The 12,179-nt window shown below is 65.4% G+C and carries 15 protein-coding genes; 9 read left to right on the top strand and 6 right to left on the bottom strand.

The features are described from left to right. The first annotated feature begins 57 nt into the window (after window positions 1–57). The 5 genes from EXE59_RS14445 to EXE59_RS14465 all read left to right on the top strand — a co-directional run bounded on the left by EXE59_RS14445 (window position 58) and on the right by EXE59_RS14465 (window position 4,376). The gene (locus EXE59_RS14445; RefSeq protein ID WP_135839535.1) at window positions 58–615 is read left to right on the top strand and encodes a hypothetical protein; all 558 of its coding nucleotides are present in this window, start codon (window positions 58–60) and stop codon (window positions 613–615) included. Further along, window positions 612–2,090: a type IV secretory system conjugative DNA transfer family protein gene (locus tag EXE59_RS14450; protein WP_135839536.1), complete on the top strand. Its 1,479-nt coding sequence runs from the start codon at window positions 612–614 to the stop codon at window positions 2,088–2,090. Before EXE59_RS14445 ends, EXE59_RS14450 begins: the two co-directional genes overlap by 4 nt. After that, window positions 2,087–2,785: a hypothetical protein gene (locus tag EXE59_RS14455; protein ID WP_246056796.1), complete on the top strand. Its 699-nt coding sequence runs from the start codon at window positions 2,087–2,089 to the stop codon at window positions 2,783–2,785. The genes EXE59_RS14450 and EXE59_RS14455 overlap by 4 nt, the downstream gene beginning before the upstream one ends. Window positions 2,786–2,988: 203 nt before the next feature. Further along, window positions 2,989–3,630, top strand: coding sequence for a thermonuclease family protein (locus EXE59_RS14460; RefSeq protein WP_210429001.1), 642 nt, complete (start codon window positions 2,989–2,991; stop codon window positions 3,628–3,630). A gap of 104 nt (window positions 3,631–3,734) precedes the next feature. After that, window positions 3,735–4,376 (top strand): potassium channel family protein, encoded by a 642-nt coding sequence (locus EXE59_RS14465; RefSeq protein WP_168218520.1) that lies wholly within the window; start codon window positions 3,735–3,737, stop codon window positions 4,374–4,376. Window positions 4,377–4,566: 190 nt separating this feature from the next. Here EXE59_RS14465 and EXE59_RS14470 read toward each other — a convergent pair whose 3' ends face one another. Further along, complete coding sequence (locus tag EXE59_RS14470; RefSeq protein ID WP_135839539.1) at window positions 4,567–4,845, bottom strand: hypothetical protein; 279 nt, start codon at window positions 4,843–4,845, stop codon at window positions 4,567–4,569. A gap of 247 nt (window positions 4,846–5,092) precedes the next feature. Between EXE59_RS14470 and EXE59_RS14475 the strand changes: the two genes are divergently transcribed. Together EXE59_RS14475 and EXE59_RS14480 are read left to right on the top strand one after the other, a co-directional pair. After that, complete coding sequence (locus EXE59_RS14475; protein ID WP_135839540.1) at window positions 5,093–5,533, top strand: lamin tail domain-containing protein; 441 nt, start codon at window positions 5,093–5,095, stop codon at window positions 5,531–5,533. A gap of 331 nt (window positions 5,534–5,864) precedes the next feature. Further along, window positions 5,865–6,137: a MafI family immunity protein gene (locus EXE59_RS14480; protein ID WP_135839541.1), complete on the top strand. Its 273-nt coding sequence runs from the start codon at window positions 5,865–5,867 to the stop codon at window positions 6,135–6,137. A gap of 92 nt (window positions 6,138–6,229) precedes the next feature. Here the strand turns inward: EXE59_RS14480 and EXE59_RS24860 are convergent, their stop codons facing one another. From EXE59_RS24860 to EXE59_RS14490, 3 genes are all read right to left on the bottom strand, one after another. Continuing rightward, entirely contained in the window at window positions 6,230–6,463 is a 234-nt protein-coding gene (locus EXE59_RS24860; protein ID WP_210429199.1) for an SMI1/KNR4 family protein, read from the bottom strand. A 13-nt stretch (window positions 6,464–6,476) separates the two neighbouring features. Beyond that, a complete protein-coding gene (locus EXE59_RS24865; protein WP_210429002.1) occupies window positions 6,477–6,728 on the bottom strand; it encodes an SMI1/KNR4 family protein in 252 nt (83 codons plus the stop codon). A 219-nt stretch (window positions 6,729–6,947) separates the two neighbouring features. Further along, a complete protein-coding gene (locus EXE59_RS14490) occupies window positions 6,948–7,721 on the bottom strand; it encodes a hypothetical protein (RefSeq protein ID WP_135839542.1) in 774 nt (257 codons plus the stop codon). A 213-nt stretch (window positions 7,722–7,934) separates the two neighbouring features. Between EXE59_RS14490 and EXE59_RS14495 the strand changes: the two genes are divergently transcribed. After that, the gene (locus EXE59_RS14495) at window positions 7,935–8,465 is read left to right on the top strand and encodes a hypothetical protein (protein ID WP_135839543.1); all 531 of its coding nucleotides are present in this window, start codon (window positions 7,935–7,937) and stop codon (window positions 8,463–8,465) included. 77 nt (window positions 8,466–8,542) lie between these two features. Here EXE59_RS14495 and EXE59_RS14500 read toward each other — a convergent pair whose 3' ends face one another. After that, a complete protein-coding gene (locus EXE59_RS14500) occupies window positions 8,543–9,460 on the bottom strand; it encodes a hypothetical protein (protein WP_135839544.1) in 918 nt (305 codons plus the stop codon). A gap of 380 nt (window positions 9,461–9,840) precedes the next feature. Between EXE59_RS14500 and EXE59_RS14505 the strand changes: the two genes are divergently transcribed. Continuing rightward, a complete protein-coding gene (locus tag EXE59_RS14505) occupies window positions 9,841–10,962 on the top strand; it encodes a hypothetical protein (RefSeq protein WP_135839545.1) in 1,122 nt (373 codons plus the stop codon). Between the two features lie 97 nt (window positions 10,963–11,059). Here EXE59_RS14505 and EXE59_RS14510 read toward each other — a convergent pair whose 3' ends face one another. After that, window positions 11,060–12,106, bottom strand: coding sequence for a DUF4917 family protein (locus EXE59_RS14510; RefSeq protein ID WP_135839546.1), 1,047 nt, complete (start codon window positions 12,104–12,106; stop codon window positions 11,060–11,062). Window positions 12,107–12,179 lie beyond the last annotated feature (73 nt).

Below are 12,179 nucleotides of genomic sequence, written 5' to 3' on the forward strand. Positions count from 1 at the left end.
ATGCAGCGAGAGCGACGACGCGACCCGTACCCCTGGACCTGGGAGATCCCTGTAGCAGTGGCCCTGGCGATCCTGTTCGTTATCGTCATCGGCATCCAGCTGGGCCGCTCCGTCGCGAACCTGCTCGCCGGCGCCGGCTGGACCTGGCCCGACGCCAACGCCGGCGCGTTCCCCTCACCGATCGGCACCGCCTTCTGGACCAGCCTCCCCGGCGTGCTCAGCGGGCACGCCGACGTCGGCCTGCCCACACCGACACCGGACGGTCTGGCTGCCCGCGGCCTGGTGTGGGTCAGCCTCGCGATGACCGAGGTCGCGCTGCTGAGCGCCACCATCTGGGTCGGTGCCTGGGCCTACCGGCGCTGGGACCCGGGACGCATGCGCGGCATGGCTACCGCCGCAGAGGCCGAGAAGATCCTGGGCGTCACTCGGCTGCGCAAGGTCGCCGACATCGTCCGCCCCGACCTCTACGGCAAGCACGCCACCGCCACGGCGGCACCCGTTCAGCGCACCGCCGGCGACCTCACCGAACGGACCGGGCCGCAGCTCGGCCACGGGCTCAGCCCGTGGCTCCTGAACGGCCGCCGGACGAAGCCATCAACGGGGGAGGAGCGATGAAGCTGAGGTTCAACCCGTGGGACGTGGGCTGGCGCATCGGGGACGCGCACGAGCCGCGTGGCGGCGAGCTGTGGGTGCCGTGGGACCGCACCGCCGGGGTGGTGGGCCCGCAGGGCTCCGGCAAGACGCTCGACCTGCTCACCCCGGCGCTGCTGAGTGCCCCGGGCGCTGCAATGGTCACCCTCACGAAGGTCGAGGACCTGCTGCTCAGCCTCACCGAACGCTCCCGCGACGACCGTCCGTGCGTGGTCCTCGACCCGTTCGGGCTGGCCAAGGGCGTCGTCGGCGAGCTGATCTGGGACCCGATCGCCGGCTGCGTGGACCCCAAGGTCGCCGAGCGGCGAGCGAAGGCCTTCACCGCCGGCACCGTCAAGGGTGCGATCACCGGCGGCACCGGAGACGATGCCGCCCGGTTCTACGCCGCGGAATCGGCGAAGGTGCTGCAGGGCTACTTCCACGCCGCGGCCCTGACCGGGAAGACCCTCGAGGGCGTCCTGCAGTGGGTCGCGAACCCGACCGCGGCCAGCCAGCCGATGGAGATCCTGCGCCGGCACCCGCATGCCGAGCCGTTCTGGCACGGCCTGCTGCACGGGGCGCTCAACGGCGACGACCGCACCGCCGGCAACACGATCACCACGGTGCAGCAGGCGGTGTCCCTGTTCTTCCAGGCCGACATCCGCCGACGCTGCGTGCCCAGCCACGGGCACCCGGCCACCGACCTGGCGGACGTGATCCGTCGCCGCGGCACCATCTACCTGCTGGGCCGCGAAGACCCCTACGCCTCGGCCAGCCCGCTGATGACGGCGGTGGCCGAGCACGTCTTGGACACCGGGCTGCTGCTGGCCAACATCTCACCGTGGGGCGGCCGGCTGTGCCCGCCGCTGGTCTCGGTTCTCGACGAGCTGCCCTCGACCGCACCGCTGCCGACCCTGCGCACCCGGATGGCCAACGAGCGCGCCCTGGGCCTGTCGTTCATTTGGGCCGCCCAGACCCGTCCCCAGCTGACCAGCATCTTAGGCGAGCACGAGGCCCGGGCACTGCTCGGCCTCACCAACACCCTGGTGATGTTCGGCGGGTCCAAGGACGTCGCCTTCAACCAGGAGATCTCCGACCTGCTCGGAACAGTCCGCATCGGCCGCGTCACTCACTCCACCGGCGGGTTCAACGGCGGCAGCCGCAACTTCTCCGGCGACGACATCCCCATCATGCGGCCCGAGGAGGTCCGCCAGTTGCCCGAGCGGCGGGCCCTGGTGATCGCCGAGAACGGCAAGCCGATCATCGCCAAGCTGCATCGCTGCGTGGAGGGCAAGGCCGGCGAGCGGCTCCTGGCCGACCAGCGGGCGCTGCGCGCCCGGCTCACCAACGATCGCCGCATGGTCATCACCCCCGAGGCCCGGGCGACCGCCGCCCTCGTCGAGGCGCGCCGCCTCGGCTTCGTCGATGCCGAAACCGAACCGACCAGGAGTGAGCTGTGACGACCGAACAGGCCCGACGGGCCGCACCCAGCCCGATGGTGTTCCCGTTCCCCGTCCCCGGGGAGCAGGTCCGGCTGGCCTACCGCGAGCTCCACATCGCCATCAACGGCACCGAGGAGCAGAAGAAGGCTCTGGGCAACCACGCCCTGCTGCCGCGGCCCTGGGAGCCGGGGACGTGCCCCGACCCCGAGCTCCGACGTCAGCTGTGGGAGTGGTTCGAGGACGTCGTCGCCTGGCTCAACCGCGAGTACACCTGGGACGTCGCGGGGCTCATCCCCAGCTGTTGGCCCCTCCACCCGCACCTGGTCCACGAGATCGCGGTGCTGGCCGACCAGCGCCGCCGCGCCCGGCTCGCCATGACCAGCGACGCGCTCGAGGAGTGGCACCGCTACTGCCTGCCGGCCTTCACCGACCGCATGCGCAACCGGCTGCGGGCCCACTGCGACGACGAGCACAAGAGCTGGCCCGCCAAGCCGCGACACAACGAGCACCTGGGCGAGGCCAGCACCCAGCGGCGTGAGAACGCCTTCGCCCACGACGTCGACGCGCTGCTCGACAACCGACGGGCCCACGAGCAGCCCGAGCCGGTCGGTCGACCGCGCCTCGTCGAGGTCGACCTGGACACCGGCGAGATCAAGGACGAACCGCTCGGCTCGCAGCCGCGCACCCGAACCGAGAAGGGTCCCCGTATCTGATGCGGCAATCGCGGCGGTTTGACGCACTCATTGCGGCTTGTTCCATTGACCCCGGGATCAGGTGAAGTCCGCCGAACCACGTACAACCACCGTCCGCGGGTGTCAGGGTGCTGTTGACAACAGTTTGCAGGACGACCAGCAGTGGGGGAAACGTGCACAACAGACTCATCCGAGCACTCGCGCTCATCATTATCGCTCTCGGCTTGACCAGCTTCGCGCAGTCACCGGCCACGGCCGTCGTTGACCGCGACTGCGGAGACTTCCCGAGCCAGGCGGCCGCCCAGAACTTCTTCCTCGCCAACGGCGGCCCCCAGAGTGACCCGCACGGGCTCGATAGTGAAGGTGACGGAATCGCCTGCGAGTCCAACCCGTGCCCGTGCATCGGTCGCGGCACCAACACCCAGAACCCGGTGACCACCCCGCCTCCGCCGAAGGTCTACCGCGAGACCGGCAACGTGACGCAGATTGTCGACGGCGACACCCTGAAGGTCCGCCTCCGCACCGGCGGCGTCGTGTCCGTACGCATGCTCGGCATCAACACTCCTGAGCGCGGCCGTTGTGGCTCGGACGAGGCCACTGACAATCTCAGCAAGCTCGCCCCTGTCCGGTCGACCGTGCAGCTCGTGTCCGACCCCAGCCAAGCCGCCAAGGACCGGTACGGCCGACTCCTGCGCTACGTGAAGCGCGAGGGTGGCTACAACGATCTGTCTTACCGCCAAGCGTGGAACGGCTACACGAAGCGTTACGTCTTCGGCGGCAAGCCGGTCAACCGGGACCGCGACTATGTCCGCGCGATCGACAACGCGCGCAGCAACGCCCGCGGCCTGTGGGCGAGCTGCTGGTAGTTCTCAACGTTTTCACAATGCAGGCCCCGACTCGGCATGACCGAGTCGGGGCCTGCTGCGTCAATGCGGCACCGTGCCCGGCAGGCGATGCAAGACTCGCCGACGTGACTCGTGTTGAACGTTGGGAGAAGCGCGCCGAGATCCCGCTCCTCCTGCTCGCCGTCGCGTTCGTTGTGGCCTACGCCTGGCCGGTCGTCGACCCCAACCTCCAGTCAGACCTCCGGGACACCCTTACCGTCCTGTCCTGGGCGGTATGGGCCGCGTTCGCGGTCGACCTTGGGGTGAGACTCGTCCTCGCTGATGACAGACGCCGCTACGCCCTGCGTCACTGGTACGACGTAGCTCTGGTGGTCCTCCCGGTGCTGCGGGCGCTACGGCTGCTCCGCCTGCTCGTGCTCTTGCGGATGTTCGACCGTTCGGCGGCCAGCAACCTCGCCGGCCGCGTCCTCACATACGCCGCCGCCATCGCCCTGATGTCGGTCGGCCTCGGTGCACTCGCCGTCCTCGACGCAGAGCAGGATGCGGCAGGCGCGAACATTGCGACCATTGGAGACGCGGTCTGGTGGGCGTGCACCACTGTGACGACTGTCGGGTACGGCGACCATTTCCCCGTCACCTTCCAGGGCCGTGCCGTTGCCGTCGTCCTCATGATCGTGGGTATCGGGCTGGTGGCCACCGTCACGGCTTCGCTCGCCTCATGGCTTCTGGCTCACGTCGAGAGCGAACGACAGCAAGCGGACGCCTGAGGGCCTACATCCCGTTCGGAGAGGCGTGGTGCACCGATGAGCTTCGGCGCAACATGGGCAGATGACGCAGCCGCAACCTGAACAGGACGACGTGGAGGCGTGGCGTGACTTGCAGGCCGTGCTCGAGGAGCGCGACCGCGAGTGGTGGGCCGACGCCGAGTCAACCGACGAGATGTGAGCTAGCGCGCCGTCAGGTGTCGCGCTGGGGCAGCGCGACCACCTTGCCCCGGTCAACGAGGCCGTCGTCGTCGGTGAGGTCGCCGCAGGGGCGTAGGTGGTCCTCGTGGATCCAGCCGAGCATCTGCCTGCCTGGAGCGGCGTAGTAGTTGCACATGCCCCACCAGTCGCCGGTCTCGTCGTCAACGGCCCAAGCGCGTAACAGGCCGAAGTGCTCCCCTGCGTGTTCGTGATCATCGGGGAGGCTGATGGTGACTTCGCGTTGTTCCCATCCGTGGAAGGTCTGGGTCATACGGCGCGCCATCGGGCCAGTGTGCGTGGTGGGTCAGACGAGCGAAACCCGGTGATGGGATCTGTGGACAAGGGGGCAAGGCCTTTGACTGGGTGTGTCCCTATTGTCGGTACCACCCGCGCCCTCGGTCGCGCGGAATGCGGCAGATCCGGAAGGCCGGCGTGCTCAGTAGGCAACGGAGGCTTCACCGCGTCCACGACCAGTCGTAGCATCCGATCAGGACACAACATCCTCCGGAGGTATCGCCATGCGCCTGTTCTTCATCGCGGGAGCCGCAGTGGTTGCCACGCTCGTCATCCCCTTGACCGCGGTGCAGGCCAGTGCCGCCGCCGTCGAGTTCACGAAGGTCCAGTACGACTCACCGGGCGACGACACCGGCAGCAACAACAGCCTCAACAAGGAATGGATCAAGATCACCAACCGCAGCAACCAGAAGAAGACCCTCACCGGCTGGACCGTGCGCGACCCGCAGGGCCACGTGTTCAAGTTCCCTGAGTTCAAACTTGGCGCTGGAAGGACCGTCACCATTCACACCGGGAAGGGCACTGACTCGAGGACTGACTTGTACTGGCGTCAGGACCGATATGTCTGGAACAACGAAGGCGACAAGGCGATCCTGAAGAACGCGAACAAGAAGCTGGTCCATGTGTGCAAGTGGGGGAGCGGCAGCGGCAGCGCCGCCTGCTGATCCGAGCGAGGCGATCGCACCCAAGTTGTACAGCGCGTGGCGCTTGTGGAGGAACTTCCCACGCGTCTTTGCAAACCCGTGCGGCGCGCTCCGTGGACACCGATCATCGGCATCCGGATGCCGACTCGGCGTGCGGCTCGGCATCCCCGCCGCTGGTGAGGACCAGATCGGGGCTTAGGATCGTCGCTCGTCTCTGCGGTCTCCGGGAACGTCAGCCCCATCTCGACTCCGAAGAGCGTCGATTGTGGGCGCCGAAAGGCGGCGGAATGACGCGCGTCCGACGGCGCGCGCACGCGGCATCTGAGCGCGCTTCTTCTGGCACGATGCTCGGGTGGATCGTGCCTACTACGACGAGATCGCCGGGGAACTGCACGTCCTCCTCGTCCGCTTGGACGATCGGCTTCCGGGCAAGGACGCCACGTTGATCGCCGAGTTCATCGACGCGAACGAACTCGGTCTTGCCCTCGAACAGATGGCCGACGTGCTGAGCGATGGCGAGCAGCCGTTGGCCCCCGATGAGCGGGCCCACATGCTCGGCCTCGTCGAACGGATGCAGATGGGCGAGCGTGTTCCAAGGGCCCTTCAGTCGTGTCCCGAGAAATGACCCGCTGGACGGCTCGTCGACAAGCGGGATGTCCGACAGGCGGCGGAGTGACGCGACCTCGATCCGAGTAATGCAGAATTTCTGCTGGTCCCCTACCAGCCGACGTCGAACTCGCCCTCGTCCGTCAGGCCGCTGACAAAAGCCGCAAAGTCAGGCGCCACCACGGTGATTGCATAGTCCAACTCCTGGTCGACATGGACGACCCGCGGCTCGCCAGAGCCGCTGTAGTCCAAGGCCAGCATGTCGTGGCCGGCCGATGGGCAGTCGGCGAAGTAGACGCCGATGTCGGGGTAACCCCACTCTTCTAGCCAGAAGCGACTGCCTATCGTTCCGCAGAGGCTAAAGCTTTGCGCTGCGGCCGATGGCCGCCAACGAGTGGACGCCGATGTGGTCCTCTGCCCACGAGGTTCTTACGTTCATCGGATGCGCGGTCTTGGCCAAGGTCCCGCCGTTGTGGGTGCGGCCTAGCGCCACGTAGGAGTCGGGCAGTTTCACGCCCAACTCTGCCTCGATCGACCGCAAGAGCTCATCGTCGAGCGACGGCTCGAACGGTCCCTCGTCCGGGACGAACAACTTCGCGGCGGTGCTCATTAGGCCAACATATCCGCGGTCATCCGCCGAACCGTGGGTGACACGATCTTCGGCAGACCCGTGCGTCCGGCAAGCGGCGTTAAGACGCAGTTGTCATCCCAACCATCACGGTTCTTCAACGTGCTACGGGTCGGGTGGAACAGAGTCGTCCTGCATTCGCTTTCTCGGACCCATCTCCGGAGAACAGGCCTCCGAATCCCGCTTGCGAGCGCGAGCCCGCTAGGGCATCGCTGATTCGTCTGGTTCGTCATTCTCAGGGAACACGTGCGGGATGCTCATCGCGGTGGCACGGACCACGTCAAGACGCTCCTTGGCGAACTCGACCCACTTCTCGGTATCACCCGTCGCCACACGGTCTGCCTTCTCGATCAGGACGGTCAGCAATTCGACCGTGAGAGCCAGTACCGTCCGCGCATGCTTGGCTGAGAACGTAACGAACCGCGGCTCCACACCGGCGTCCATGTCGGCTCGGTAGGCGGGATCGGCGAACTCGGTCGGCGGGTGGACAGCCAGGTCCCGGAACTTGAACAGCTCCTTCAGAAACTGCCGGATGTTCGGCATTCCCGCGTTCTTGATCTTCAGGTGGAAGTGAAACGTCGCTGCAATCTGGGAGTGTCGGGCGGTTCGGTTCTTGTTCCAGAGCTCGGCGTCAGGATGTTTGCCGAAGCGAGCCACGACTGTGCTGTAGAAGGCGTCGATCGCGAATGCACAGGCGGTCAACACCGTCATCGCGGCGCGGAACTCTGCCTCCAGCGCCAACCGCTTGAGTTCAGCCAACTCATGTTCGGCATCCTTCTCCCGCAAGATGGTGCTGTGCAGAACCGACTCCTCGGTGGCGGCGAGCGTCGTATTGTCACAGGCCGTGAGTAGCCAGTGATGCCACGTGTCCGACCGAACCATCAGCGTCATCGACGGCGGATCCGAACCATCCAACGGGATCTGGAGGTTGGAGATGCGGATGTCCATCCCGCTCGTGATGAAGACACCTGGCATGGTCGCTCCTCTGGGGCCTGTGGATCGCACACTGGTCCTACCACAGAGTCAGCGGACTGGCCGGCCATGCATACCTAGTAGCGGCTATGACGCACAGAGCTCTGGAGACGCGGGGATGCAATCGGGTGACTCCCGCGTGGACCACGTGACTGGAGTCGAAGTCGGACCGTTCAAGGCGGCGCGCGAGGCGGGTGCTGTGCGACCGTAGCCACGATGAATCCGTACGACGAAAACATCGTGACCTACCGGACGCTGCTTGATGGCTACGAACAAGCGCTTCGGCGTTTTACCGACGCGTCGAAGAGCCGCAACGCCAGCCAAGTTTTTCTGCCGCTGTTTGAGGCGCTGAATTGGGCGGTCGCCCTCGATGATCAAGCGCGCGCGCATTGGGCCCCCGAGGGCGTTCCATTGGACTGGTCCTGGAGAAGTCGGGTTGCAGGAGGTGACCTTGTGAACGCCGTGCGCTGCGCTAGGAACCGGGTTCATCACCAATGGGCGGACGCGCTGATCCGGCGCGACGGCATGAGTGCTCCACTGACACCTCCCCTTGTTCTGCATGAGTGGACTTGGCGACCCCTGAATGATCTCCCGAAGGCCGGCGGTCGCAGGACGCAGGTGATCATCGAGGCGGAGTCAGACTACGAGCGGGCCCTGGCCGCTGTTCCCGCCCGCATCACATTGACAGGACTCTTGGACCCGTTCCGCCGGCTCGCCGACATGCTGGAGCCACCTCGACCTCGCTGAAGGCCGGTCGAGTTTCACTCGCAAGCGTCGCCCAAGACGCATACAGACCGGCGTCCCCGACGGTTGGGTCAGGTGAGCTAGAAGCGCCAGCCAGCAGGTTGTGAACGCGCCGTATCCCACGTGCGATGCAAAAGTTCCCATGCCTCGTGGCCAACCTCTTCGCCGATGTAGTCACTGACCGTCGCGAAGGCAATGCGAGTCCCGAACGGAACGCTTGGGGTCCACGCACCCGTCAACCAAGCGGGGATCCTGTCGAACGAAAACGAGATCCACGATTGCGCGAGGGTCGGCTGCTCGCCGTGAATCAGCGACGAAGCGGCGCCCCATGCGTAACCCTCGACGCCGACGGCGCCGGGCAGAGTTGGCGCCAACTTCTCCACACTGAGTCTCGTGCCGATACTCGGGGCGAACCTTCCGTCGATCACTTTCCAGCCCCTCGATCTGGCCAGAGCTAGGATGTAGTCGCTCTCTTCACACGCCGCGGCGTCCGGCTCTGATGTGGGGTCCAAGAGGGTTACGTGACGTTGAGTGGCGTGGAGACGAGCGAGTCGACGGGTCAGAGCGCGCTGAGACCGCACCTCCGGGCCGATGCTTCCATCAAGGACCGACGCTGCCCAGACCGACGACTCGTACACGGCTCTGCCGCAGGCAACGGCTCCGACGAAGGATGACTGCGTCTCGATGAGTGCCGCATAGCCGCGAAGCGTGTCCGAAACGGTATGAAGGTCTAGCCTGGCTTCGTCGCGAATCAAGTCGCTAACGGTTCCGTAGCGCTCGTCGAGCGTTGACGACCGATCCGCCGCATGCGCCGCCTGGGCGTGCTCGGGCCAATCAGTCGTAGCGAGATTGGTGAATTCTTCGGCTACGAGCCGGGCCGACTGAACAAGGAGTTCTCGTACTTGGTCAGCAATGCGGCCGTTCAGTTCGAGTCGGTCGAGAAAGTCTTGGGCCCGTGCCGTATCCGCTGAGTCAGGTCCTTCGGAGTCACTCGTCACCAGGCAGAGTCTTCCCGCTCACACGAGGCTCAGCCGCACTTGGGCGAGACAGGCGAGTCGTCGCCCTCTCAGCCTCTGGGCGGTTTGGGACGAGCGCCCATCAAGGGTCCCCATCTCGGCTAGTGCCCGATGCCAGACCGGCGCTGGCTGACGGAGGACTGACTGTGAGGATCAGTCGCGCCCGAGTTCCTGGAACGCGTCGAGCGAGCAGACACCTGACTGCGCCAGACGAGGCGCCTCCGCACCAATGGGCGGCGCGGTCTGTAGTGGACGGGGCCTGCCCTGCGTGAAGAAGACTCGTCGCCCCATCTTCGACCTGCGTCGAGCGTCTTCGACCAGGCTTGGGCGTGCCGGTGGGGCTCCGGGCCTACTCTTCAATCATGGACACGGACGAGCGCGCGATGTTTGTCCCTCTCCGTTCCAACGCACGCACACTGCTCGCCGGCCGTCCCGTGGGCATCGTGCGACGCCGTCTGAAACAAGCCTCGCTCATCTACGACAGCATCTATCTGGAGGATGGAGCGCTGACGATCACGGCCGGTCCCAACGGCGCGATTGTGATGCCAGTACCAACCAGCGAGTCGACCACATTCCAGACGGCGCAGCAGCGGCACACGGCACCCGGCCAACGTTTCGTCATGTCGCTAGGCGAAGAGTCGGCGCCAGGGGTGCCTTCTGACCAGTTGCGCAACTTCATCAATTCGGAGACCAGCATTCTCTGGGTCCCCACGCTCACACCTTTCGCCCGAGAACTGCCGAGCGGTTGTAGCTGGGTGCAATTTGTGCGGCCGCAGTCGGCTCCAGAGGTCAAGCGGACCGCAGAGGAATGGAAGCGTCGAGACCTCAGAAATGAATCACTCCGGACCTCGCTACCCGTGCAGTTCGTGCGAAGCACCGTCGTTAGCCACGCAAACCAGGACCTGGCCCTAGCTGCACATGCAGGAGTGTCCGTGATGCAGGACGAGATGCACCAGCAGGTTCTAGGAAACAGGTTCGATGACCGCGTTGGCTGGAAGGCCAGCGGTTTCGCTCTTCCGCTGCTCGTTCCAGATGTCGGAGAACTCGACTGGGCGACAATCGCTGCAATTCGTAAGCACGAGGCGATGAAGAGCTTTCGCCGCATCCTGTTCGAGATCGAAGCAACGGCACTCGACGAGGCTCGCCGTGGTGACATCGAGGCTGCCGTTCGACACGCTTTCGAGCGCTACTGGGTCGAGGCTGTCGGCAAGGTCACTGGCCTCGCGGCGATCCCAAAGGTCGCCGTCGTGGAACTCGGCATCGGGACGATGACGGGAGTCCTCACGTCTGGATTCGCGGGACCTGTCGGCGTAGCGGTCGGAGCGGGCGTAGGCGCCAGTATCGCAACGGCCCAAACCGCGATCTCGACAATCAGGGCGCGACGCAACAAGTCGTGGGTCTCCGTCTACAGCGAGATCCGCACCGCTACGAAGACGCAACAGACCTCTCCGGGGTCGCGCCGCTCGACGCCGGCCGGTGATTGAATATATTGACGTCGCGCGCGGTCGGGCTAGCCGAACTATTGGACGGCGGAACCGCCATCTGCTCAGATGCCGGGCCATGGGCGCGGCACGGACATTGCTACGGCGTGATCAGCAAGGCCGGGTCGCCGAGGGGATGCGTTGTCGAGTCGAAGAACTCGACCCGGTGCCCGCGAAGCGCTTGGAGTAGTCGGGCCTTCTCCTCGACGACCGCCTCGTCGTCACCCATCGGGTACATCGAGATGGCGATGCGACGCTGGGAACCTTCGTTCAGCGCGGTCAAGATGTGTCGGTCTTGATCTGCTAGCGCCTGACCGAATACCACTGCCGGCGATTCATCGGTACGGAGTTCATCGAGACAGAAGGACAGGTAGCTGGACTGGCGGATGGTTCGGCTCTTCGCCGCCCAGGTGCCTTCGCTCACGAACAGCGGGCGTCGGTCGCTCCCGGGGCCGTACTTCGACTTGAGGTCGAGCAGCCGACCGCCAGACGCGTGCGTCCACTTCCCGTTCTCGCCGGTCTGGTCGTCCTGCCACAGGTGCAGTCCGCCGTGCAGATACAGCACCCGAGTCGCCTTGTTGCTCCAGACGTCACAGTTGGCCGGATCGAATCGGTCTCCTGCCCAGAACAAGTCCACGATGTTCGTGGTCACGTTCGTCGACTTGTACTGCGCCCACATGTGACTCCAGTACAGGTTCAAGTCATAGCTGGTCGTGAACACGGATTCGAACCGGTCGATCTGGGTCGCGATGTGGTCATGCGTGTCCGGAGGAAAGTCATCCCACGCAACATGAACATCGCCGACGGTGTTGAATAGCGCGTCCCGGATCTGTTCGTAGGTCGCATCGACGAGGGTTGTGGGTTGCTCCAACGCCCGAAGCGCAATGTTTGCGTGGTGCAGGCATTGGAGCCCCTGCTCGAAGTTCGTCGTGCCCAGCTCGGCGAAGATGGCTTTCGCTTCCGAGCTCAGGCTTGCCGCTGTGTACAGACTCTTGTACCCGAACCCGGCCCACAGGTTCATGCTCAACCCGTTGCCAAGTAGCAGAGTCGACCAATCCTTGTCTGCCAGCGTGGACCAATCCGCTAGGTCTCCGTCTATGGATGTGCTCACGTCGTCGGTGCCTCTCCAGATGCTCACGCCGGTCATTCACGAGCATGCCGCATCGAGGGTGGAAGATGTGCGCCGGTCTTCGAGTCCAGAGAACTGGCTTGGTCCAGTT

Origin of the sequence: Nocardioides eburneiflavus (assembly GCF_004785795.1) — a bacterium.
Taxonomy (GTDB): Bacteria; Actinomycetota; Actinomycetes; order Propionibacteriales; family Nocardioidaceae; genus Nocardioides; species Nocardioides eburneiflavus.

What these genes read in the sequence shown, in the direction of transcription:
- EXE59_RS14510 (WP_135839546.1), bottom strand. Translation starts at nt 12,106, where the DNA reads ATGACCGGCGTGAGCATCTGGAGAGGCACCGACGACGTGAGCACATCC.
- EXE59_RS14470 (WP_135839539.1), bottom strand. Translation starts at nt 4,845, where the DNA reads ATGACCCAGACCTTCCACGGATGGGAACAACGCGAAGTCACCATCAGC.
- EXE59_RS14495 (WP_135839543.1), top strand. Translation starts at nt 7,935, where the DNA reads ATGAATCCGTACGACGAAAACATCGTGACCTACCGGACGCTGCTTGAT.
- EXE59_RS14475 (WP_135839540.1), top strand. Translation starts at nt 5,093, where the DNA reads ATGCGCCTGTTCTTCATCGCGGGAGCCGCAGTGGTTGCCACGCTCGTC.
- EXE59_RS14490 (WP_135839542.1), bottom strand. Translation starts at nt 7,721, where the DNA reads ATGCCAGGTGTCTTCATCACGAGCGGGATGGACATCCGCATCTCCAAC.
- EXE59_RS14505 (WP_135839545.1), top strand. Translation starts at nt 9,841, where the DNA reads ATGGACACGGACGAGCGCGCGATGTTTGTCCCTCTCCGTTCCAACGCA.
- EXE59_RS14450 (WP_135839536.1), top strand. Translation starts at nt 612, where the DNA reads ATGAAGCTGAGGTTCAACCCGTGGGACGTGGGCTGGCGCATCGGGGAC.
- EXE59_RS24865 (WP_210429002.1), bottom strand. Translation starts at nt 6,728, where the DNA reads ATGAGCACCGCCGCGAAGTTGTTCGTCCCGGACGAGGGACCGTTCGAG.